Consider the following 20,976-nt stretch of genomic DNA (forward strand, 5'->3'; position numbering starts at 1 on the left):
ATGGACAGGATTGCGCTGAGCGGCGTGACCGCCGTCGGCCATCACGGCGTGTTTGATTTTGAGCGCCGCGAGGGCCAGCCTTTTGTTGTGGACGCAGTGTTGTACCTGGATTTCGCCAAGGCGGCGGAGTCCGACGACGTCCGGGACACCGCACACTACGGTGAGGTGGCGCAGCGTATTACCGAGTGGATCGCCGGAGAGCCGCTGAACCTGATCGAGGCGCTGGCAGTGCGGATCGCGGAGGGCCTGCTGGCCGAATTCCAGCTTCAGGCCGTGGACATCACCGTGCACAAGCCGCAGGCCCCCATCGAGGTTCCCTTCGGCGACGTTTCAGTCAGCGTCCACCGCGCCCGGAATGACGGGACCCGGACTGACGGTCACGGCACCGGCGAAGAAAGGCAAAGCCAGGGGGAGGGGCCATGAACGGCGGCTACACCAAGGCGGTCCTTGCGCTCGGCAGCAATTTGGGCGAGCGCAACGACACCCTGTCCGGGGCCGTTGCGGACCTCGTTGACCCGCCGGAGGTGCGGCTGCTGGCGGTATCGCCGGTGGTGCAGACGAAGGCAGTCGGCGGTCCGGCCGGGCAGCCGGACTTCCTGAACATGGTGATCACGGTGGAAACCAGCCTCACCCCACGGCAGCTGCTGGAGCACTGCCAGGCGGTGGAAAACAAGCACCACCGCGTGCGGGAGGTGCGCTGGGGGCCGCGGACGCTCGACGTCGACATCATCACCTATGGTGACGTCCGCAGCGACGATCCCGTCCTGACCCTGCCGCATCCCCTCGCGGCGAGCCGGGCGTTCGTCCTCTATCCGTGGTCGCTCATCGAACCCGGGGCCGTCCTGGACGGTGAACGGATCACGGCCCTGGCGGCCAAGGCGGCGGACTTCGATGACCTTGCCCCCTTTGACGGCTTCGGCGACTTCGACGGAATGCCCACCGCCGGGGCGGTGGAGGAACGATGAAGCCCATCAACCCGCTGCGACTCCTGCTGATCGGCTTCATCCTGGCCGTGGCCGGCTGGTCCGCCACCGTGGTGACCAGCCGGTACAGCATGTCCACCCCGGTGCTGCCGCCCACGGCGCTGGCAACCATGGGCGTGATCGTGGCCATAACGCTGATCCTCGGAATCAAGGTCCTCAGGTGGCGGAACAGCCTCAAGGACAGCAGCAAGAAGAAGACGGTCCTCGATCCCCTTCTGGCCGCGCGCACCCTGGTCCTGGCGCAGGCATGCGCCTACGCCGGGACGGTGCTGCTGGGCTGGCACGTGGGCATCTTCCTGGACCAGCTGCGCATCTGGAGCCTGCGCAGCGACCAGGGCATCACCTGGCTGGCGCTTGCCATGGCCGGTGGGGGACTGGTGATGATCGTGGTGGGCCTGCTGGTGGAACGGTTCTGCAGGATTCCGCCGGAGGACGGCGAAACGAAGGGCCTCGACGGGAAGCCCGGCCGCGCCGTCGGTGAGGCGTCGGGGGAAGGCGAATATGCATACCGGGGCGATTGACCCTCCCGGCATCACGTGGCAGCGGGTATCCCCCAAATACGTCACCGTCAGGGTGGTGCAGTGGGCCCTGGGAAACCTGGCCGCCGTGCTGGTCCTCTCCCTGCCGCTGGTCCTCGTCGTCGCGGACGTGTGGGCCTGGCCGCCGCTGTGGCTTGCCGCCACCGTGCCCGCCGGCATGCTGGTGGTGGCCCTCTGGCGGCTCGCGCTCATCCCGCGGCAGGTCCGGGCCATCGGCTACGCGGAACGGGACGACGACCTCCTTATCAGGACCGGCATTTTCTTCCAGCGCACCATGGCCGTCCCGTACGGCCGGATGCAGTACGTGGACATCGGCGTGGGACCGGTGGAGCGCAGTCTTGGCCTGTGCACCCTCAAGCTCCACACGGCCTCGCCGGGCACGAACGCGCAGATCCCCGGCCTGCCCGCCGCCGAGGGGGCCCGGCTCCGCGAGCAGTTGGCGGCCCGCGGTGAAGCCAGGCTGGCAGGACTGTGACGGCAGAAGGACCTCCGCGGCCCGGTGCCCCGGCCGCTGCGCTGGGCACCGGCGCGCCTGAACCGCTGCCGGGCACCGGTGCCCCCGGCCAGCTGCCACGCACCGCGCCCGACGGCGAATGGCTGCGCGTGCACCCGGCGTCCCCTTTTGTCCGCGGCTGGGTTGCCCTGGCCGCCATCGGCTTCTTCTTCGGCCGCGACGTCTTTGAACGCGCGCTGCAGGGCCGGCCCCTTCTTGACGGGGACCTGGCCGGCCGTGCCCCTTTTCTGCTGGTGGGCGGCGGAGCCGTGCTGCTGGCGTCGGTGCTGGGGTTCATCCTGACCTGGTACTTCACCAAGTACCAGGTGTCCGGCGGCTACGTAAGGGTGAATACCGGGTTCCTGTTCCGGCAGCAGCGCCAGGCGCGGCTGGACCGGGTGCAGGCCATCGACATCGTGCAGCCGCTGCTGGCCAGGATCTTCGGCCTGGCGGAACTCAAGTTCGAGGTGGCGGACGCCGGGGAGTCAGCCGTGCGGCTCGCCTACCTGAAGGTCGACGACGCCCGGCAGCTCCGTGCCACCATCCTCGCCCGGGCCGCCGGTGTCACCACAGGCCCGGACCGCCCGGGCGAACCCGCGCCCGAGGCGCCGGAATATCCGGTACTTTCGGTGCCGCCGTCGCGCCTTGTCGGTTCCCTGCTGCTCAGCGAGCAGAGCTTCTTCGTGGTGCTGGGCGGCATTGTGTCCGTGGTGCTCTCAGCCATCACCGAACACCAGGGGTTCATTTTTTACCTGATTCCGGCCGCCGTGGGCCTCGCCGCGAGCTACTGGGGACTGTTCAACAAGGGCTACAACTTCAGCGCCGCGATCTCCCCGGACGGCATCCGCCTGCGCTACGGCCTGCTGGACACCCAGGCGCAGACGTTGCCGCCGGGGCGTATCCAGGCTTTGAAAGTCACCCAGCCGCCGTTGTGGCGGCCGCTGGGCTGGTACCGGATGCAGGTCAACGTGGCGGGTTACGGGATTGTGGAGAACGCCGGCGAGGGCTCGGCCCGGACCACGCTGCTGCCCGTGGGCAGGCTCGAAGACGTGCTGGCCATGCTGGCGCTGGTGCTGCCGGACCCCGGTACAGCGCAGCCCGCCGCCGTCTTCGGGGCGGGGCTCACCGGGCTGGATTCCGACGGCGGTTTCGTCACCACTCCGCGCACCGCACGCTGGCTTGCCCCGCTGGGCTGGCGGCGGAACGGGTTCACGGCCACGGACACCGCCCTGCTTCTCCGGTCCGGCCGCTGGTGGCGCCAGCTCGTGGTGGTTCCGCACCAGCGCACCCAGTCCATGGCCCTGCACCAGGGCCCGCTGGCGCGCCGCTTCGGTGTGGCAGACCTGGTGCTGCACACCACGCCCGGGCCCGTTGCGCCCCGGCTCACGCAGGCCGGTACGGCCCAGGCGCTGGCACTGTTCGATGAACAGTCCGCACGCGCCCGGCTGGCCCGGAAGCGGCAGACTACGGAGCAGTGGCTTCGGCAGGTAGCCCCGGATGCCCCGGTGGTTGATACAACGCGGGCGGGGGAGCCTGCCGAAACCCTGAAGCCCCAACAACAGGAAGGCGGGCAGCATGCCTAAGCCCGGACGCCTCGGCGTCGGAATCATTGGCGCGGGCAAAGTGGGGGCGGTGCTCGGTGCGGCCCTGCGCGCTGCCGAACATGCCGTCGTCGGGGTCTCGGCCGTTTCCGAGGCGAGCCGTGAGCGGGCCGGGACGCTGCTTCCCGGCGTGCCCGTCCTGGAGGTCCAGGAGATCGTGGAGCGTGCGGAGCTCGTCCTGCTCGCCGTACCGGACGACGCCCTGCCGGGTTTGGTGGAGGGCCTCGCCAAGCTCGGCGCCTGGCAGCCGGGCCAGCTGGTTGCCCACACCTCCGGCCGGTTTGGAGTGGGTGTCCTGCATCCGGTGCGCGCTGCCGGTGCCGTCCCGCTGGCCCTGCATCCCGCCATGACGTTCACGGGGATGAGCCTGGACCTGACCCGGCTGCTGGACTGCACGTTCGGTGTGACAGCGGATGCCGCCATGCTCCCCATCGCCCAGGCCCTGGTGGTGGAGATGGGCGCGGAACCGGTGGCCATCGCCGAGGCGGACCGGACGCTCTACCACGCAGCCCTGGCGCACGGTTCCAACCACCTGGTGACCCTCGTGGCGCAGGCATCGGAGCTGCTGCGGGACGTGGGAGTGGAGCTGCCCGAACGCATGTTGGGTCCGCTGCTGCGGGCAACCCTGGAGAACGCGCTGGCTTCGGGCGAATCCGCCCTGACCGGGCCGGTAGCCCGCGGCGACGTGGGAACGGTTGCCGCCCACGCGGCGGCGTTGCGGGAGTTCGACGGCGGCGGTCACGGCGATGTGCTCGCGGCCTACCTTGCGATGGCGCGCGCCACGGCGCTGCGCGCCGAAGGGCGCGGGCTGCTGAAGGCCGGCCAGCTGGAGGGGCTGCGCCAGGCCCTCGAACCGAAGGAGGACTGAAGATGCCCATCAAACTCGTCACCACGGTGGCCGCCCTGCACGCTGAGGGAGCCCGGCTCCTTGGCTCCAAACAGGGAACCTCGCAGGGCCTGGTGCCCACGATGGGTGCGCTGCATGAGGGCCATGCCGCCCTGGCGCGTACCGCCGTCGAACAGAATGACGTGGTGGTGGCAACAATCTTCGTCAACCCGCTGCAGTTCGGCGACGCAGTGGACCTGGACCGCTACCCCCGCACCCTGGACGCGGACCTGGCGCTGCTGGAGGCTGAAGGCGTGGACCTGGTCTTTGCGCCGTCGGTGGACGAGGTCTACCCCGGCGGCGAACCGCTGGTGCGCATCACCTCCGGCCGGCTCGGGGAAAAGTGGGAGGGCACATCCCGGCCCGGGCATTTCGACGGCGCCCTCACCGTGGTGGCCAAGCTGCTCCACTACGGGATGCCCGCGGCAGGACTGCCGGCCGGCGGGGCAACGGGTGCCGCCCTGCCCGCCTACAGGGCGTACTTCGGCCAGAAGGATGCCCAACAGTTGGCGCTGGTCCGGCGCATGGTGGCTGACCTGGACTTCCCGGTGGACATCGTGGGGGTGCCCACCGTACGCGCCGCTGACGGGCTGGCGCTGTCCAGCCGCAACCGCTTCCTCTCCGACGAAGAACGAGCGGCGGCGCTTGTGCTTTCCAGGGCCCTTCGCCTCCTGGAGCAACGGGCGCAGGCCCGGCAGCCCCTTGACCTGGAGTCCGCGCAGGCGATGGTGGAGTCCCAGCCGCTGGTGGCTTTGGACTACTTCGACGTGGTGGATCCAGGCACCCTGGAACCCCTGGCCGAAAACTGCCGGGAGACGCCGTTCCGGGGCGAAGCCCTGGCGCTCATTGCGGCCAAGGTGGGCCCGGTCCGGCTGATCGACAACGCGCCGCTGTCTTCCTGATCTGGACCCGGGGCCCCGCCCTGCCGGGGTCAGGTACCCCCTGCCGCCGATAGGGGGCAGGGACACCTGTTGGGCCGGCAGCTGATCGGCTATGCTCGAATTGTTGCCCCAGACCCCTGGCATCGTCCCATTACGGCGATCCAGGAGGATCAAGAAATAACGTGGGCAAAAATCTATACACCCCCATCCACGGGCTTGTGGATCCTGCCGCGTATGGCGCGGCACCTGACACCGATCCCATCGCTGCGCAGGCGCTGGAAATCATCTTCTCCATCCTCGAGGACCGTTCGCCTGGGCTGGCGGAGGTCCAGCTGCGGCTGCGCCAATGCATGGCATCCCATCCGGGCCGTCCTGAGCGGGCCCTCCTTGCCCATCTGTTGGAGACTTCACGGCGTGTGAACGCCAACGACGGAAATGGCTGCCCCGGGCTGTGACGGAAAAAATCAGGGACAGCGGGCTCACCATGGATGACGTGCCCGGCGTGGCCGCGGATGAAGAGGACCTTTGTGGTCCGTACCTGGAGAAATTGCCGGTTACCGGCGCCGCAGTTTCCCTTTTCGGCGGTGCGACGGCTGAAACCCTGGTTTCTGCCAGTGACGCGCTGGCTGCCCGGCTGGATGAACTGCAGTTCAGCCTGGGCGAGGGACCCCGGTGGCGCGCCGTCCGTACCCGGTTGCCGGTGCTGGTTCCCGATGCACAGGGTGTGGCCCATCCGGACTGGCCCATGTTCCATAAAGCGATGGCCGGCACGGACGCTGCAGCGCTGTTTGTCTTTCCACTGACCCTTGGTGCCGCGGACTTGGGCGTGGTGGAGCTGTACCATTCACTGCCGGGTACGCTGAGCCGGTCCCACCAGGCGACAGCGGCCATGCTCGCCGGCCAGACCATGTGGTACCTCCTGCGAAAAATCCTGACAATCAGTTCGCCGGACACCGATCCTGCCCTGGAGCCCGCGCTCATGTCGCGGCGTGAGATCCACCAGGCAACGGGCATGGTCCTCGCCCAGTCCGGCGCCACCGCCGCGGATTCATTGCTGTTGCTGCGTGCGCACGCTTTTGCCCATGAGCTCACGCTGCGCGAGACTGCCGACGCAGTCCTCGAAGGCCGGCTGAGCCTGAAAGCTGCCCACAACGGCGGCCCCCTTGGCTGGCCGCTGCAGTAAAATATCGCCATGGAGGCGACTACCCGCGCTGAGCGCGTCAGTGGGGCGTTCGTGAAACTCACGGACACACTGGTGGCGGACTATGACGTCCTTGACCTGCTCCACACCCTGGTTGAAGAAGCCGTGGGGCTCCTCGACATCGCCGCCGCGGGACTTGTCCTGGCCGATCCCAGCGGGGAACTCCAGGTCCTGGCCTCAACCAGCGAGGAAAGCCGGCTGGTGGAAGTCCTCCAGCTGCGGGCAGGGGAAGGGCCGTGCGTCGAATCCTTCGCAGCCGGCAAGGCTGTGACTGCGGACGATATTCGGGTCCTTGACCGGTGGCCGGCTTTCAAGGCCGCGGCACTGTCCCAAGGCTTCCACTCCGTGCACGCGGTCCCCATGCGTCTCCATGGCCGGACCATCGGCGCCATGGGCCTCTTCCGCTCCGCTCCCGGCTCACTGAGCCCTGAGGACGCCGCCATTGGGCAGGCGCTGGCGGACGTGGCCACCATCAGCCTCTTGCAGGAGCGCGCCATCAGGGAAGCGGCCGTGGTCAACGAACAGCTGCAACGGGCGCTGAACAGCCGTGTCCTGATTGAGCAGGCCAAAGGGGTCATCGCGCACACATCCGGGGTGGACATGGAAGGTGCCTTCAGGCTGCTCCGCAAGCACGCCCGTGCACACAACGAAGCCCTCCATGAGACCGCCGGAAGGATTGTGGACAGGAGCCTCACGCTTTAGCCGGGCGTCCTGGTCCGCGGAACGGGGCTGGTTTCTCCGCGGCTGGTTTCCAATGCGGCGCACATTGCCCGGGTCACGCCCGGCGGCCACCGGCAATCAGGAGCGGCAACAGTCAGAGGGGCAGGTGCCCGCGGTACATCAGCTGCTCCAGCAACGCCTGCTCCGGCTCGCCCGGATGCCGTGCGACGCAGCGGCGGAGCCGGGCCCGGGCCAGTTCTTCGCCGGGTGCCTTGCTGCAGAGCACCTCGTCGATTATTTCCTGGGCCTGCCATCGGAGCGACTCGATGGCAAACTGCCGGATCTCGGCCGGCGTATCACTGGCCATCCAGGGATCCGGGTCCGAGGGCACACTTTGGAACATCTGCTCTGCTGACATAGGGGCCTCCTTGCACCAACCCGAAGGGGCCGGTGGGGGCCTCCGCGGCGTCAAAAGCACGTAGGAAAAACATTACAGCGGGAAAGACCGGTCTGTCTGCCCCTCCGGCAGTAGACTTGAAGCCTCATGAATCCAGAGGCGAAGGTCCCTCCGTCCCCCGTGCCGGCACCGGTGGTGGCGACGGGCGGCCATGCCAATTCCGTGGACCGGATCATGGCGGTGGCCTACGAGCTCTTCTCCCGGCGGGGTGTCAGGGATGTCGGCGTCAATGAGCTGATTGAACGGTCCGGGGTAGCCAAGGCGACCTTCTACCGGCAGTTCCCCTCCAAGGACTCCTTGGTGCTGGCCTTCCTGGAACGGCGGGACAGGCAATGGACCGTGGATGCCATCGTCTCGGAGGCCCGGCGGCGGGGAAGCACGCCTGCCGATCAGCTGCTGGCCATCTTCGACGTCTTTGGCGACTGGTTCCTGCGGGAAGACTTTGAAGCCTGCTCCTTTATCAACGTCCTGCTCGAGATGGGCCCTGCTCATCCGCTGGGCCAGGCAAGCATCGACTACCTGGCCAAGATCCGCGGGCACGTGCAGGCCTTGGCGGAGGAAGCCGGGCTGCAGCGGCCGGAGGAGTTCGCCCGGTCCTGGCACATCCTGATGAAGGGTTCGATCATCTCGGCCACCGAAGGGGACATGCAGGCCGCCAAACGCGCGCAGCAAATGGCCGGCTGGCTGATCGAGCACCACCGCGGCTAGCGGCCGCGCTCCGGCGTGCGGGGAGCGGAAGTGCTGGACCGCACCACCAGCCGGGTCTTCATCAGCTCATCGGCCGGCCCGGCAACCTCCGCGTCATCCTGCACCAGCGCCAACAGCCGCTCCACCGCCCGCATTCCCTGGTCACGCGGGAACTGGTCGATGGTAGTGAGTCCCAGGATTTCGCCCATCTCGTGGCCGTCAACGCCAACGACGGACAGCTCGTCAGGGATCCGCAACCCCAGGTCGCGGGCCGCCAGCATTGCGCCGAAGGCCATTTCGTCGGAGGCGCAGAAGATTGCGGTAGGCCGTTCGGCGGCGTCCGCCAGCAGGTGCTTTGTCGCCTTGTAGGCGTCATTCGCAGAGTAGTCGGAGATCAGGGACCACGCCTCGCGAAGTGGCAGGCCGGCCGAGGCCATGGCTTCCTCGTAGCCGGCTCGCCGTCCGCTGGAGATCTCGAAGTTCCGCCCGTACTCATGCTCGCCGCCGACGTGCGCCACACGTGTGTGGCCGAGGCCGATCAGGTGGTTTGTTGCCTGGCGGCCCACCTCCACGTCGTCGATCCGGAGGGTGGGAATTTCCGGAAGCGGGCCGCCGACGCCCACCACCGGGATTCCGGCGGCGAGGATTTGTTCAGTCTCGTGGGCGTTGAGCTGCAGCGAGACCGCCAGGACGCCGTCGAGCCGCTTGCGCAAGAGGAAATCCCCCAGCACCGACTCCCGGTAGCGGTCGCCCTGGAAGTCGTAGAGGGTGAGATCGTAGCCGGCGTCCATCAGGGCGGAATTGGCGCCTTCCAGCAGCGTGGCGAAATACCACCTGTTGACGAAGGGCAGGACCACTCCGATGTTGTGGCTGCGCCCGCTCGCCAAGCTTGAGGCGTGGTAGGACATCACGAAGCCAAGCTCACTGGCTGCGGCGGTCACAGCTTCCCGTGCCTTGGTGGAAACACTGCCCTTGCCGCTCAAGGCACGCGACGCCGTCGCCTGTGAAACCCCCGCCAGCCGCGCTACGTCCCTGATTCCTGCCACTGGCCCTCTGCTGTTCCCCTTGATTACATTCGCAGCCAGATGCACTGCGCCGGACCCAGCTTACGCTGGTCGGCAGCGTCGCCGTCCGTGCTAAGGAGGATCTCCAAGCGGGGCAGATCCACCGGTTCCGCGCCCATGTTCATCATCACCAGGACCCCGTTGTTGACAAACGTGACGCAGTCGGGCGAGGTGAAACCGTCAAGCCATGCCAGGGAACCGGCACCGAGCTTCAGGGCACGGCGAAGCCCCAATGCGCGGGTGTACAGGGACAGGGCGGAGGATTCGTCCTGCCGCTGGACATCCCGGGACAATGCCGCCCAGCTTTCGGGCTGCGGCAGCCAGGACTCCCCGGTGCCGTTGAAACCGAAAGCCGGCGCGGCCGCCTCCCATGGCAGGGGCACCCGGCAGCCGTCGCGGCCAATGCGTTCTCCCGCCGTCCGCCGGAAGGACGGGTCCTGGCGGAAGGTGTGGTCCATGGTGGTGTGGTCCGGCAGGCCCAGTTCCTCACCCTGGTACAGGTAGACGCCGCCGGGCAGCGCGAGCATCAGCATCGATGCCGCAAGCGCACGCCGCAGGCCAAGCTCAGCGTCCGGCTGGACGTCTTCCGCGCCCAGGCCGTCACCGGGACGGGCCGCAGGCTCGATGATGCCGAAGCGCGTGGCGTGCCGGACGACGTCGTGGTTTGAAAGCACCCAGGTGGTGGGCGCGCCCACGGAATCGAACATCCGGAGTGAACTCTCAATGACTGCCCGCAGCTTGGCCGGATCCCAGGGCGTCCCGAGGTAGGCGAAGTTGAAGGCCTGGTGCATTTGGTCCGGCAGGACCCAGTTGGTCAGGCGGGAGAGGGGATCGATGCTTGCTTCGGCACAGAGGATGCGGTCGCCGTCGAACTCTGCCAGGACCCTGCGCCACTCGCGGTAGATGTCATGGATCTCCGGCTGGCCGAACATGGGCGCGAGGTGGCCCGGGAACTCATCGGTGCTGACGCCGTCGGGCCGTCCGTGCCAGTCAGGCAGGCCGTCCGCCTTGACCAGGGCGTGGGCCACGTCCACCCGGAAGCCGGCCACGCCGCGGCTGAGCCAGAACCGCAGGATCCGCTCAAACTCAGCATGCACGGCCGGGTTGTCCCAGTTGAAGTCAGGCTGGGAGGAGTCGAAGAGATGCACGTACCACTGGCCGGGTTCGCCCGAAGGTTCCGTAATGCGCGTCCACGCCGGGCCGCCGAAGTGCGACTGCCAGTTGTTCGGCGGCAGTTCACCGGCATCCCCGCGGCCGTCGCGGAAAACGAACATGTCCCGTTCGGGGCTCCCGGGTCCCGCCTGGAGTGCTGCCTGGAACAGGGCGTGGTCCGAGGAGCAGTGGTTCGGCACGAGGTCGATGATGACCCGGATGCCCAGGGAATCCGCCCGGGCAACCAGGGCGTCAAAGTCGCTGAGGGTGCCGAACACGGGATCGACGTCGCAGTAGTCGGCAACGTCGTAGCCGCCGTCCCGTTGCGGCGAGACGTAGAACGGGGACAGCCAGACGGCGTCGACGTCGAGGGCGGCCAGTTCATGGAGCTCCGCCGTGATGCCGGGAAGGTCGCCTTCGCCGTCGCCGTTAAGGTCCCGGAACGAGCGCGGGTAGATCTGGTAGATCACCGAAGACCGCCACCACTCCGAGCCTTCGTCCGCCGGGTGGACCGGCACCAGGCGGGCGGCGGAAACGTCGGGCTCTGCAGGGGAAAGTGTGTTCGTCATTGGCATATCGTAGCCCGCATCGTCCTGAAATTGGAACAGCTTCCATCCAGTAACTGCAAGGGATGAGCAACTTTCAACTGCGTGTAGACGGAACGTTTGGAATCGCTTACAGTTGTGACTTGTCTCACCGCGCCCGGATCGGCATATCACCGCCCCCATCCCCTGGCCGCGGTTTCCACACCGGGCATTTTGCCCAATTCATGAAGGAGGCGCACTGGTGCGCACAACTCTCATCACGCCCTTGGCCCGCAAGGCGCGGCTTTCCCTTACGACGGCGGCAGCCGTCTCCGTGATGCTCCTCGCGGCAGGCTGCGCCGGCGGCCAAGCGCCGTCGGGAAATGCCTCAGGCGCAGCATCCGAAAGTGCAGCGGCCGCCACCGGCGAAGCCCCCGCGACTGGTTCTCCCGTCCGGGGCGATGCGGACCTCGTCATCTGGGCCAACGGCCCGGTGGTCCAGGCGCTGCAGCCCATCGCGGACAAGTTCGGCGAAGAGAACGGCATCACGGTGGAGGTACAGACCGTCGCCACCGAACTGCAGACCAACTTCGTGACGGCCAACGCTTCCGGCAACGGCCCGGACATCGTTATGGGCGCCCACGACTGGATCGGCAACCTGGTCCAGAACGGTGCCATCGACCCCGTCCAGATCACGGCCGAGCAGAAGGCCGCCTTCCTCCCGGTCGCCACCGACGCCGTCACCTACAACGGCCAGACCTACGGCATGCCCGCCTCAGTGGAATCGCTGGTCCTTATCCGCAACAAGGCCCTTGCCCCCGACGCCCCGGCCTCCTTTGAGGAGCTCCTCGCTGCGGGTGACGCCGCCGTTGCCGCCGGGAAGGCAGAGCGCGCACTGAACCTCCAGGTCGGGGCAAAGGGCGACGCCTACTTCATGCAGCCGCTGTACTCCTCCGCCGGCGGATACCTGTTCGGCAAGAAGGCGGACGGCAGCTTCGACACCGCCGACCTCGGCGTTGGCAAGGAAGGTTCCATTGCCGCTGCCCGGAAGATCTCGGAGCTGGGCGACAAGGGCTCCAAGGTCCTCAGCACCTCTGTCAGCGCGGACAACGCCATTGCCCTGTTCAACCAGGGCAAGACCGCCTTCATGGTCAATGGACCGTGGGCGCTGGGCGACGTCAAGAAGGCCGGCATTGACTTCGGCCTGAGCCCCGTTCCCGGCTTCGCCGGCATGAAGCCCGCCCAGCCGTTCACCGGCGTGCAGTCGTTCTACGTCGCCTCCAAGGGCAAGAACAAGTCCTTCGCGGAAACCTTCGTCCAGACAGCAGCTTCGCAGAAGGAAACGCAGCGCGCGCTGTACGAGGCAGTGCGCATCCCGCCGGCCATCGCTTCCCTGGTGGACGAAGTAGCGCAGACCAGCCCGGAAACCAAGATCGCTGCCGACGCCGCGGCTGCAGGAATCCCCATGCCGTCCCTGCCGCAGATGGCCGCCGTCTGGGCCCCGCTGGGCCAGGCCGAAGCCGCCATCGCCGGCGGTGCCGACCCCGCGGCCACCATGACGCAGGCCGGCCAGACCATCGCCGGTGCGCTGAAATAACATCCCGATGACCACCCGATTCAAGAAACCTTCGGGGCAGGCGGTGGGGCCCGGTCTGTCGCTGGGCTCCACCGCGTCGGTCCCCGCCCTGCTGGCCAAGATCCTCGGGCTGGGCGCCGTGCTCGGCGCCGCCGTCTCGCTCACGCCGCTGCTCCTCGCCGGAGGCGAGTGGGGCATGCTGATCGGCCTCTGGGCCGGCGCGGCCGGGCTGCTGGCCGTCTACTCCACCAAGCGCATGGTTCCCCTGAAGTACCTGGTTCCCGGCACCCTGCTGCTGACCGTCTTCGTCCTGCTTCCCATCCTGTCCACCATCCAGCTCTCCTTCACCAACTCAGGAGACGGAACCCGGGGCTCCAAGGAAGACGCCATTTCCACCATCGTCCGCAACTCGGTCACGCAGCTGCCCGAATCCCGGACATACAACCTCACCGTGGGCACAAAAGGCTCCATCACTGACGGTCCCTTCACGTTCTTCCTCGTCGAAACACCGTCAAACGACGTCTTCGCCGGCGATGAAAAGGGACTCCGGCCGCTGGCCGGCAGCGATGTGACGGTAGCAAACGGCTACGTCCGCGGCGCTGAGGGATACCAGATCCTCACCGGCAAGGAAGTCAACGCCGCCGGTGCCAGGATCAGCGGCCTGACCGTTCCCACGGACAAGGGAGCCATCCGGGCACAGGGCATCAACCGCGCCTTTGAAGGCGTGCAGACACTGAAATACGACGCCGGAACGGACAGCATCACCGATTCGGTCACCGGAAAGGTCTTCACCGTCCAGGAGTTCGGCGACCGTGAATACTTTGCCGACGCCAACGGGTCCAAAGGCTTCGACCAGAGCTGGGAGCGGAACGTCGGTTTCGCCAACTACGAGCGGCTGTTTACGGACCCGCAGGTGCGTGATGCCCTGCTCGGCTCCTTCGTGTGGACGCTGGTCTTCGCGGTGGGCTCGGTGGGGACCACGTTCGTCGTCGGACTCCTCCTGGCCGCCGCCCTCAACGACCCCCGCGTCCGCGGACTCAAGCTCTACCGGGCCGTGATCATCATCCCGTATGCCATCCCGGTGTTCATTTCGTTCATCGTGTGGCAGTCCTTCTACAACAAGGACTTCGGCCTCATCAACTCCATGCTGGGCGGGGCGAAGATCGACTGGCTGGGGGACCCCGTCCTGGCCAAGGTGGCCGTCCTGCTGACCAATCTTTGGGTGGGCTTCCCATATATGTTCCTGATCGCCACCGGAGCCCTGCAGGCGCTTCCGCAGGACATTGCCGAGGCCGCGAAGATCGACGGCGCCAGCTCCTGGACAACCTTCACCAGGGTCCAGTTCCCGCTGCTGCTGGTTGCCGTGGCGCCGCTGCTGGTGTCCTCCTTCGCCTTCAACTTCAACAACTTCAACGTGATCCAGCTGGTCACCGGCGGCGGCCCCTTCCCGGCCAGCGGCGGCCAGATCGGAGCCACTGACATCCTGATCAGCGGCGCCTACCGCATCGCGTTCGGCGGTGCCGGTGCCGAATTCGGCTTTGCCTCGGCCATCTCCGTTGTCCTGTTCATCGTCACCGCGGTGCTTGCAGGCATCCAGTTCCGCTACACCAAAGCCCTGGAGGATGTCCGATGACAAACCTGCTCACTGATGCACCGGCAGAGACCCCGGCACCGGCCCGCCGGGCGGCGATGCGCGTCCGGAAGGACGGGCTCGAGATGCCCCGCGGCAGGCGCTGGTGGCGGGAAGTGGGCTGGCGCCACGTGGCAGGGCTGGCCGGCGTCGCCTTCGCCGGGTTCCCCGTGCTGTACATCATCTCGGCGGCGTTCAACCCCTTGGGAAGCGTGGCCACCACCGAGATCATCCCCAGCACCTTCAGCCTGGTGAACTTCGAAACCCTCCTGGGAGGTTCCAAGGGGCCGTTCGGAACCTGGTACCTCAACACCCTGGTCCTGTGCACGGTGGTGTCCGTCGCGCAGGTGCTGCTGAGCACCCTCGCTGCCTACGCCTTCTCCCGCTTCCGCTTCTATGGACGGCGCGGCGGCCTGCTGGCGCTGCTCCTGGTCCAGATGTTCCCGCAGTTCCTTGCCATCGTGGCGTTGTTCCTGATGATCGCCAACTTCGGAAAGGTTGTGCCGGCCATCGGCCTGAACACGCTCGCCGGCTACGGGCTGGTGCTGATGGGCGGGGCGCTTGGCCAGGTGTGGCTGATCAAGGGCTTCTTCGACTCCATTCCACATGAGCTCGATGAGGCCGCCAGGATCGACGGTGCGGGGCACTTCCGCACCTTCACCAGCGTGATCCTGCCCCTGATCCGTCCGGTACTGGCCGTGACGGGACTGCTGGTCTTTGTCTCCGTGATCGGCGAATACATCCTGGCGAGCATCTTCCTGACGGACAACGGCGTCAAGACCCTTGCCGTGGGAATGTTCGGCATCATTGCCGGGGACCGAAGCAACAACCTGGGCGTCTTCGCCGCCGGGTCCGTGATGATTGCGCTGCCGGTGCTCATCCTGTTCCTCTACCTGCAGAAGTTCATTGTTGGCGGACTGACGGCAGGCTCCGTGAAGTGAACGCACGGCTGCACGGAAATGCTCAGCTTGCTTATCACTTTCGGTGTTCCTAGGCTGGAAACTGTCAGGCAATAACTTCCGGTGCGCGGTCCGGTGCCCACAAGGCGCCGGGCCCGCCCCAGCCGAGGAGGAACAATGGCAGAGCAGAGCATCGCAGGCAAGAAGGTCGCCTTCCTGCTGACGGACGGCGTCGAGCAGGTTGAACTCACCAGCCCGTGGCAGGCAGTGAAGGACGCCGGCGGCCAGCCCACGCTGGTGGCGCCGAAGAGCGGCAAGCTGCAGGGTTTCAAGGGCACGGAGAAGGGCGACACGTTCGACGTCGACCTCACCGTTGCCGAGGCCAATGCCGGGGACTTCGACGCCCTGGTGCTTCCCGGCGGCGTCGTGAACGCCGACCACCTCCGCGTGGACAAGGACGCCCAAAGCTTCACCCGCAGCTTCTTTGAGCAGCACAAGCCGGTGGCCTCCATCTGCCACGGCCCGTGGCTCCTCATTGAAGCCGGCGTCCTGCGCGGACGGAACGTCACCTCGTACCACACGCTCCAGACGGACCTGAAGAACGCAGGCGCCAACTGGACCGACGAGGAAGTGGTGGTGGACCAGGGCCTGGTGACCAGCCGCACGCCGGACGATCTCCCCGCCTTCAACGCCAAGTTGGTGGAGGAAATCGCGGAAGGCCAGCACGCCGGCCAGACCGCCTAGCTCCAAAACAAACCCCGGCTGTTCCCTCAGGCTTTGGAAAAAGTTCCGGCGCGGAGGAATTACTCCACCCGGTAGAGTGTTGGCATCTGCAGCGGCCATGTTCGCGCATCATCCATACACTCCCTGAGGGAACACCCATGTCTACCGAAGTCTCTCCAAACGCCAACGGGCAATCCGTCCAAACCGAAGGAACCAAGCCCGCCGCGCAGGAGAAGATGTCCCGTGAATCGGTGACCATCATCAGCACGCTGCTGGTGGCCACCTTCGTGGTGATCCTCAATGAGACCATCATGAACGTGGCCCTGCAGCGGCTCATGGTGGACCTCCGGGTGGATGCGCCCACCGTCCAGTGGCTCTCCACCGGCTTTATGCTCACCATGGCCGTTGTCATCCCCACCACGGGATTCATCCTGCAGAGCCTCTCCACGCGCGCCGTCTTCATGCTGGCCATGGGGCTCTTTGCCGGCGGCACCGGGCTCGCGGCTGCAGCCCCCGGGTTTGAGGTCCTGCTGCTGGCGCGCATCGTCCAGGCCGGCGGCACGGCCATTATGCTGCCGCTGCTGATGACCACCATCCTCACCCTGGTTCCGCTCGCCAAGCGCGGGGCCGTGATGGGTAACGTCAGCATCGCCATTTCGGTGGCTCCGGCCATGGGTCCCACGGTTTCCGGGCTGATCCTTGAACACTTCACCTGGCGCTTCATGTTTGTGTTCGTCCTGCCTGTGGCGTTGGCTGCACTGGCCATCGGCGCCAAGTACCTGACCAACGTGGGGGAGACGGAGAAGACCAAGCTCGACTTCCTGTCCGTCCTCCTCACCGTTCCGGCCTTCGGCGGCCTGGTCTACGGGCTCAGCCAGATCGGCGGCGGGCACGGCGGCCAGGCCGGTCCGGGCGCGGGTGCCATCGCGGCACTGGTGATCGGCGTGGCCAGCCTTGCCGTCTTTGTCCTCCGCCAGCTGCGGCTGCAGAAGGCCGAAGCGCCGCTGCTGGACCTGCGCGCGTTCAACTTCCGCATGTTCACCGTCTCGGTCCTGCTGATGGTGGTGGCCATGATGGCATTGTTCGGCGGCGTGATCCTGCTGCCGCTCTACCTGCAGGAAATCCGCGGCCTCGGCTCCCTCGAAACCGGGCTCGCGCTGCTGCCCGGCGGCCTCGCGATGGGCCTGCTCGGCCCTGTCATCGGCCGCCTGTTCGACAAGGTGGGCCCGCTGCCGCTCACCGTCACCGGTTCGGTTCTGATGGTCCTGGCCTTGTGGCAGTTTTCAATGCTCGACGCCGGCACGTCCGTGGCGTGGATCGTCACCCTCCATGTGGGGCTGAGTTTCGGCCTGGCACTGCTGTTCACGCCGGCGTTCACCACTGGCCTGAACCCGCTGCCCCCGCACCTTTACTCGCACGGGTCCGCGATCATGAGCACCACCCAGCAGGTCGCCGGAGCCGCGGGCACAGCCTTGCTGGTGTCCATCTTCGCGGTGGTGTCGGCAGCGTCCGGCCTCGTGGCGGGGATGAGCGCGGCGTTCCTGACGGCAACCGTCATAGCCTTCGCCGCCGTCGTACTTTCCGCGATGATGCGCAAGACCGAAGGTGCCGGGCCGGGTCACGCCGCCCACTAGCCCAACTAGGTAGCGCCAAGTGTCGTTTTGACTGCCCAAAACGACACTTGGCGCTACTTACTTGGGTCAGCCGGCGAAGAAGTCCGCGAGCTCCTTGATGAGCCGGTCCGGGGCCTTGATGACGCCGTCGTGCCCATAGCCCGGGAGGATGGTGTAGCTGGAGCCTGAAAGGACGTCGTGGATCTGGCCGCAGGCCACCCCGAAGTACGCCGGGCTCTTTTCGCCCACCACAATCAGCGTCTCCAGCGGCAGTTCCAGGAACGGCTCGGCCGGCATGTCCGCGGCGATGATGGCCTTGATTTCGCGGACGCCGGTCCGCATCATTTCGCGCTGCTGCTTGCCCTCTGAGGTTCCCGCGGTCAGTTTGTTGGCGAGCGTCAGCATGGACAGCGGCATACGGGACGAAAAGGAGCCCCCGGCTTCAAGCCCGCGCTGCAGGACGGCGAGGGCGCGGTCATCGTCGCCGGCTGTAGCCGCGTGCTCGTACTCGGCAATCCAGTCCGCCTTCACGCTGTGGTTCACGGAGACTGCGGGGTCGTATACCGCGAGGCGTTCCACCGGCAGGGTCCGCGCCGCGTGCAGGGCAACCGCCCCGCCGAAGCTGTGGCCGAACACGTCCGTGCTCGAGGTGTGTTTCATGACCGTGTCCAGGTCGCGGATGTCCACATCAAGGGTGTAGTCCTCGGGCTGGGGTGAGGATGAACCGCGGCCGCGGCGGTTGAACGTGTGTACCGGACGGCCCAGCGCCGCACTGAGCTTCTGCGCAAACTTGGTGTAGTCCGCGGCGGTCACCATGGAGGGCGGGACAATAACAACGCCCGAACCGGCGGAAGCGAGCTCCGAGCCCGTGGAGAAGAGCTCCAGCGTGCCGCCGTCGGGGGTCCTGATGTTCTCACGCGTCATGTTCCGAGCCTAGCTGAGCAACCCCGCCGCAGGACACTACGCCGCAGCCGCCCGGCCCGCCGCTGGCCGTCACCCCAGGCGTGCGATGAGCGCCGTGCTCTGTTCCCGGATGGCGGGCAGTTCAGTGCCAAGCCCGCACAGGATGAGCCCGGCGTCGGCCGCCTGGAGCGGTGACTCCGGTGTTGCCATGCCGTCCGCCCGCAAATTGACCAGGGATTCGACGAGGCGGAACGCAAGGTCCCCCGGGTTCCCCGTAGCGGCAGGACCCGCGGCGGAGAGGGCGCCGCCCAGGTCCCCGTACAGGCTGCGCAGTTCCTGCCGCTCCGCCAGGAACCGGGCGAAGCGGCCGCCGCGGGCCTCGGGCAGGTGGTACAGGATTCCAAGGTTCCAGCGGGAGCTGCAGAGTTGCGTGCCGTCATAAAGCGCGACGGCGTGAAGCCGGCTTCCAGGAGTCCCCTCACCGCCGGGCAGGGCGGCTACCGCGCGGGCAAACACGAGCCCGCCCAGAACGGTGCCCTCGAGCAGGTCCTCGAGGATGTCGTCCTTGGTTTTGAAGTGGTGGTACAGCGAGGACTGCCTGATCCCCACGGCGTCGGCTATAGACCGGGTGGAGGTGTTGGCGAAGCCGTGCGTCGTGAAAAGCTCGGCCGCCGCGTCCAGGATCTCGTCCCGGGCAGTCGCCCCCGGCCTGGAGGGCTGTTGGCTGCGGGGGCGTCCCGGTCCGGCTGAAGTCACGGCATCATTCTTGCACCAGGACCGGGAAGCCATCGCGCCCGGGTCCGGGGTGAGGAGCCGGAAATACGGCGGAAACAAGATGTCTATGCGCCTTTTACAGAGGCGAAACTAGCCGGGGACATGGCGCTGGAAAACTATCAAGTGACCGGTATTCCGCAGCTTTCGGCCGAGTGCTGCAGTACCGGCGGCCCTCCGCCATTCCAGCCCCTGGAGAATCCGATGACCTCAACCATTGCTCCCGCCGTCCACGCGGACGACGCGGATCTGACGTCCCTTGGCTACGAACCCACGCTCCACCGGAAACTCGGCCGTTACGCCTCCTTTGCCGCCGGCTTTTCCTTCGTCTCCATTCTCACCACCATCTTCCAGCTGTTCGCTTTCGGCTACTCCTTCGCGGGCCCGGCCTTCTTCTGGACCTGGCCGGTGGTGCTGGTGGGCCAGCTCCTCGTTGCCCTGAACTTCGCGGAACTCGCCGCCCGCTACCCGCTGTCCGGCGCCGTGTACCAGTGGGCCCGGCGGGTCGGGGGAGAGGGCGTGGGCTGGTTCGCAGGCTGGTTCATGGCCATCGCCCAGGTGGTGACCGCCGCAGCTGCAGCGATCGCCCTGCAGGTGGTGCTGCCCCAGCTCTGGGACGGCTTCCAGGTGGTTGGCGGTGACCCGGCGCTCAACACCGTCAGCGGCGCGGCCAACGCCGTCATCCTCGGAGCCGTGCTCCTGGTGGCCACCACCATCATCAACTCGCTCGGCGTCAAGCTCATGGCCCATGTGAATTCGGTGGGCGTCACCTGCGAGATCGTCGGCGTGGTGGCCGTCATCCTCGCGCTCATCAGCGCGGCGCAGCGCGGACCGGAAGTTGTCGCTGACACCACTGTGCTCCAGGGCTCGGACCTCGGCGCCGTGGGGGCCTTCCTGGTCTCCGGCCTGATGGCCGCCTACGTCATGGTGGGCTTCAACTCGGCCGGCGAGCTTTCCGAAGAGACCAAGGATCCGCGCCGGACAGCCCCGCGCACCATTCTCTCCGCCCTGCTCATCTCCGGCATCGGCGGTGCGCTGATGATCATCACGGCCCTGATGGCAGCACCCAGCCTCGACGACGGCCGGCTCGCCACCGAGGGCTTGCCCTATGTCCTCACCGCCGTCCTGGGCACGTTCTGGGGCAAGGTCCTGCTGGTGGATGTTGCCATCGCCATCTTCGTCTGCACCCTGGCCATCCAGACTGCAGGGTCACGGCTGGTGTTCTCCATGGCCCGCGACGGCAAGCTGCCCGCCTCGGACCTGCTCTCCTCGGTCCACCCCACCCGCGGCACGCCGATGTGGCCGTCGATCGCCATCGGTGCCCTCGCTGTCGGCGTCCTTGCCATCAACGTTGGCAACGCAGCCCTGTTCACCACCCTCTGCAGCGTCTGCATCGTCATGGTCTACATCGCCTACCTCCTGGTCACCGTGCCGCAGCTCCTCAACAGGCTCCGCGGCGACTGGAACCGGGTGGGGGAGGCGCTGCCGGAGGGACTGTTTTCCCTGGGACGCTGGGGGCTCCCGGTGAATATCCTCGCCGTCCTCTACGGCGCCCTGATGGTGGTGAACCTCGCCTGGCCGCGGCCCGAGGTCTACGACCCCTCCGGCGAAAACGGACTCCTCCTCTACTCGGCGCCGCTGATGGTTGCCGTGGTCCTGCTCCTGGGGATGTGGGTCCGGCGGCGGAACCTGGCTTCGAAGGCCTGACGGCCGGCGTTTCACAGGGCTTCCGA

The 20,976-nt window shown here is 67.1% G+C and carries 22 protein-coding genes; 17 read left to right on the plus strand and 5 right to left on the minus strand.

From position 1 onward, the window contains the following. The 10 genes from folB (at position 1) to KTR40_RS01355 (ending at position 7,286) form a co-directional block, all read left to right on the plus strand. Positions 1 to 423 carry a dihydroneopterin aldolase gene (folB, locus tag KTR40_RS01310; RefSeq protein WP_139027481.1) on the plus strand — a complete coding sequence of 141 codons (423 nt, stop codon included), beginning with the start codon at positions 1 to 3 and terminating at the stop codon, positions 421 to 423. Further along, positions 420 to 965, plus strand: coding sequence for a 2-amino-4-hydroxy-6-hydroxymethyldihydropteridine diphosphokinase (gene folK / locus KTR40_RS01315; protein ID WP_139027482.1), 546 nt, complete (start codon positions 420 to 422; stop codon positions 963 to 965). The genes folB and folK overlap by 4 nt, the downstream gene beginning before the upstream one ends. After that, a complete protein-coding gene (locus tag KTR40_RS01320) occupies positions 962 to 1,504 on the plus strand; it encodes a DUF3180 domain-containing protein (protein WP_139027483.1) in 543 nt (180 codons plus the stop codon). Before folK ends, KTR40_RS01320 begins: the two co-directional genes overlap by 4 nt. Continuing rightward, positions 1,485 to 1,997: a PH domain-containing protein gene (locus KTR40_RS01325; RefSeq protein WP_228405042.1), complete on the plus strand. Its 513-nt coding sequence runs from the start codon at positions 1,485 to 1,487 to the stop codon at positions 1,995 to 1,997. Before KTR40_RS01320 ends, KTR40_RS01325 begins: the two co-directional genes overlap by 20 nt. A 41-nt stretch (positions 1,998 to 2,038) precedes the next feature. Beyond that, positions 2,039 to 3,598: a PH domain-containing protein gene (locus KTR40_RS01330; protein WP_370633203.1), complete on the plus strand. Its 1,560-nt coding sequence runs from the start codon at positions 2,039 to 2,041 to the stop codon at positions 3,596 to 3,598. Then, on the plus strand, positions 3,591 to 4,484 hold the full coding sequence (locus tag KTR40_RS01335) for a Rossmann-like and DUF2520 domain-containing protein (RefSeq protein WP_228405043.1): 894 nt from the start codon (positions 3,591 to 3,593) through the stop codon (positions 4,482 to 4,484). Before KTR40_RS01330 ends, KTR40_RS01335 begins: the two co-directional genes overlap by 8 nt. Positions 4,485 to 4,486: 2 nt before the next feature. Then, complete coding sequence (gene panC, locus KTR40_RS01340) at positions 4,487 to 5,404, plus strand: pantoate--beta-alanine ligase (protein ID WP_228405044.1); 918 nt, start codon at positions 4,487 to 4,489, stop codon at positions 5,402 to 5,404. 161 nt (positions 5,405 to 5,565) lie between these two features. Continuing rightward, positions 5,566 to 5,838, plus strand: coding sequence for a hypothetical protein (locus KTR40_RS01345; RefSeq protein ID WP_139027488.1), 273 nt, complete (start codon positions 5,566 to 5,568; stop codon positions 5,836 to 5,838). Then, positions 5,835 to 6,566, plus strand: coding sequence for a GAF and ANTAR domain-containing protein (locus KTR40_RS01350; protein WP_228405045.1), 732 nt, complete (start codon positions 5,835 to 5,837; stop codon positions 6,564 to 6,566). The genes KTR40_RS01345 and KTR40_RS01350 overlap by 4 nt, the downstream gene beginning before the upstream one ends. A 9-nt stretch (positions 6,567 to 6,575) precedes the next feature. Continuing rightward, positions 6,576 to 7,286: a GAF and ANTAR domain-containing protein gene (locus KTR40_RS01355; protein ID WP_228405046.1), complete on the plus strand. Its 711-nt coding sequence runs from the start codon at positions 6,576 to 6,578 to the stop codon at positions 7,284 to 7,286. Positions 7,287 to 7,398: 112 nt separating this feature from the next. Here KTR40_RS01355 and KTR40_RS01360 read toward each other — a convergent pair whose 3' ends face one another. Next, positions 7,399 to 7,662 (minus strand): hypothetical protein, encoded by a 264-nt coding sequence (locus KTR40_RS01360; RefSeq protein WP_139027490.1) that lies wholly within the window; start codon positions 7,660 to 7,662, stop codon positions 7,399 to 7,401. Positions 7,663 to 7,788: 126 nt separating this feature from the next. Between KTR40_RS01360 and KTR40_RS01365 the strand changes: the two genes are divergently transcribed. Further along, positions 7,789 to 8,409, plus strand: coding sequence for a TetR/AcrR family transcriptional regulator (locus KTR40_RS01365; protein WP_228405047.1), 621 nt, complete (start codon positions 7,789 to 7,791; stop codon positions 8,407 to 8,409). Here KTR40_RS01365 and KTR40_RS01370 read toward each other — a convergent pair. Both KTR40_RS01370 and KTR40_RS01375 read right to left on the minus strand, forming a co-directional pair. Next, positions 8,406 to 9,434, minus strand: a complete 1,029-nt coding sequence (locus KTR40_RS01370; RefSeq protein WP_228405048.1) for a LacI family DNA-binding transcriptional regulator — start codon at positions 9,432 to 9,434, stop codon at positions 8,406 to 8,408. The two genes, KTR40_RS01365 and KTR40_RS01370, sit on opposite strands and share 4 nt — an antisense overlap. Before the next feature lie 23 nt (positions 9,435 to 9,457). After that, entirely contained in the window at positions 9,458 to 11,173 is a 1,716-nt protein-coding gene (locus KTR40_RS01375; protein ID WP_228405049.1) for an alpha-amylase family glycosyl hydrolase, read from the minus strand. A 217-nt stretch (positions 11,174 to 11,390) separates the two neighbouring features. On the opposite strand from KTR40_RS01375, the gene KTR40_RS01380 reads away from it, so the two are divergent. The 5 genes from KTR40_RS01380 to KTR40_RS01400 all read left to right on the plus strand — a co-directional run bounded on the left by KTR40_RS01380 (position 11,391) and on the right by KTR40_RS01400 (position 17,590). Further along, on the plus strand, positions 11,391 to 12,725 hold the full coding sequence (locus KTR40_RS01380) for a maltose ABC transporter substrate-binding protein (RefSeq protein ID WP_228405050.1): 1,335 nt from the start codon (positions 11,391 to 11,393) through the stop codon (positions 12,723 to 12,725). Positions 12,726 to 12,732: 7 nt separating this feature from the next. Continuing rightward, complete coding sequence (locus tag KTR40_RS01385) at positions 12,733 to 14,337, plus strand: ABC transporter permease subunit (RefSeq protein ID WP_228405051.1); 1,605 nt, start codon at positions 12,733 to 12,735, stop codon at positions 14,335 to 14,337. Beyond that, positions 14,334 to 15,275: a sugar ABC transporter permease gene (locus KTR40_RS01390; protein ID WP_228405052.1), complete on the plus strand. Its 942-nt coding sequence runs from the start codon at positions 14,334 to 14,336 to the stop codon at positions 15,273 to 15,275. Before KTR40_RS01385 ends, KTR40_RS01390 begins: the two co-directional genes overlap by 4 nt. A 135-nt stretch (positions 15,276 to 15,410) precedes the next feature. Then, positions 15,411 to 15,977, plus strand: coding sequence for a type 1 glutamine amidotransferase domain-containing protein (locus KTR40_RS01395; protein ID WP_228405053.1), 567 nt, complete (start codon positions 15,411 to 15,413; stop codon positions 15,975 to 15,977). A gap of 137 nt (positions 15,978 to 16,114) precedes the next feature. Further along, the gene (locus tag KTR40_RS01400) at positions 16,115 to 17,590 is read left to right on the plus strand and encodes a DHA2 family efflux MFS transporter permease subunit (protein ID WP_228405054.1); all 1,476 of its coding nucleotides are present in this window, start codon (positions 16,115 to 16,117) and stop codon (positions 17,588 to 17,590) included. Between the two features lie 66 nt (positions 17,591 to 17,656). Here KTR40_RS01400 and KTR40_RS01405 read toward each other — a convergent pair whose 3' ends face one another. Next, positions 17,657 to 18,493 (minus strand): alpha/beta fold hydrolase, encoded by an 837-nt coding sequence (locus tag KTR40_RS01405; RefSeq protein WP_139027499.1) that lies wholly within the window; start codon positions 18,491 to 18,493, stop codon positions 17,657 to 17,659. 69 nt (positions 18,494 to 18,562) lie between these two features. Further along, positions 18,563 to 19,228 (minus strand): TetR/AcrR family transcriptional regulator, encoded by a 666-nt coding sequence (locus KTR40_RS01410; protein WP_304940890.1) that lies wholly within the window; start codon positions 19,226 to 19,228, stop codon positions 18,563 to 18,565. Between the two features lie 219 nt (positions 19,229 to 19,447). Here KTR40_RS01410 and KTR40_RS01415 point away from each other — a divergent pair, with 219 nt between their 5' ends. Then, the gene (locus tag KTR40_RS01415; protein WP_228405055.1) at positions 19,448 to 20,950 is read left to right on the plus strand and encodes an amino acid permease; all 1,503 of its coding nucleotides are present in this window, start codon (positions 19,448 to 19,450) and stop codon (positions 20,948 to 20,950) included. Positions 20,951 to 20,976 lie beyond the last annotated feature (26 nt).

The sequence above is a fragment of the Pseudarthrobacter sp. L1SW genome (genome assembly GCF_020809045.1).
In the GTDB taxonomy this organism is placed as follows: domain Bacteria; phylum Actinomycetota; class Actinomycetes; order Actinomycetales; family Micrococcaceae; genus Arthrobacter.